The organism is Microbacterium sp. (assembly GCF_011620715.1).
Lineage (GTDB): Bacteria > Actinomycetota > Actinomycetes > Actinomycetales > Microbacteriaceae > Microbacterium.
Map to the genome: position 1 here is coordinate 4,263 of NZ_WOYP01000059.1, position 1,121 is coordinate 5,383.

Annotated in this window: 2 protein-coding genes; both read left to right on the forward strand. The window is 71.5% G+C overall.

What is annotated here, in order from left to right; all coding sequences use genetic code 11:
- Window positions 1-16: 16 nt before the first annotated feature.
- Window positions 17-913 (forward strand): EamA family transporter, encoded by an 897-nt coding sequence (locus QZV84_RS05630; protein WP_292826607.1) that lies wholly within the window; start codon window positions 17-19, stop codon window positions 911-913.
- 45 nt (window positions 914-958) lie between these two features.
- On the forward strand, window positions 959-1,121 hold a 163-nt coding region (locus tag QZV84_RS11440), incomplete at its 3' end, for a cation-transporting P-type ATPase (protein WP_363331884.1).

The window sequence follows — 1,121 nt, forward strand, 5'->3', positions numbered from 1 at the left end:
TGTTGACCGCACGGTGGTGACATCCCGCGCGGGCACGACCCCGGCGATCCTGCTCGTCGTCGTAGGACTGGCGTGCCAAGAGGTCGGCGCAGCGCTCGCTGTGCTGCTCTTCCCGCAAGTCGGACCGCTCGGCATGGTCATGCTTCGACTGGTGTTCTCGGCGATGCTGCTGCTGCTCATTGCCCGGCCCGGGCTGCGCGGGCACTCCCGCGACGGGTGGCTGGCCGTCCTGGGCTTCGGGGTCGTGCTGGCCCTCATGAACGCGCTCTTCTACCTCGCACTGGCACGCCTTCCGCTGGGCGTGACGGTGACGATCGAGGTGCTCGGGCCGCTCGTGCTCTCGATCGTGGCGAGCCGCCGCCTGTCGGCGTGGCTGTGGGCTCTGCTCGCGTTGGCCGGAGTGGCCGCGCTCGCGGGAGGCGGGTGGGACCGCCTCGATCCGCTCGGCGTGCTGTTCGCCCTGGGTGCGGCCGCCAGTTGGGCCTTCTACATCCTCGCCTCCGCCCGGGTCGGTCGCGAATTTCCGGGGCTCGACGGCCTCGCCTTCGCGATGACGCTCGGCGCCCTGATCGCGCTCCCGTTCGGCATCCTCTCCGCCGGGTCGGCTCTGCTGCGGCCCGATCTGCTCGCCCTCGGAGCGGCGGTCGCCGTGCTCTCGTCCACGATCCCGTATGCGCTCGAGCTCGTCGCGCTGCGGCGGCTGCCCGCCGCCGTCTTCGCGATCCTGATGAGCCTGTCCCCGGCCACTGCGGCACTGGCCGGGCTGCTGCTGCTGGGGCAGGACCTCGCCTGGCTGGAGCTGACCGGCATCGCGCTCGTGATCACCGCGAGCATCGGCGCGGTGCGGTCCTCGAGCAGGGCCAGGTCGGCGATGCCGGAACCGGGGGATCCCTTCGCCGAACCTGTCGCGTGAGCGAAGCGGCGTGTGGCATTGTGGCGTAGTCGAGGGGGGAGCGCGATGTCTCACAGCGGACTGCAGGACACCGCTGCACAGCCCCACCCCGTGCCGACGGATGCCTACCGCCTGACCGAGGCCGAAGTGCTCGACCGTTTCGGCGCACGGCGTGAGGGCCTCACGAGCGCCGAGGTGCTGCGCAACCGCGCCGAGTACGGCGACAACG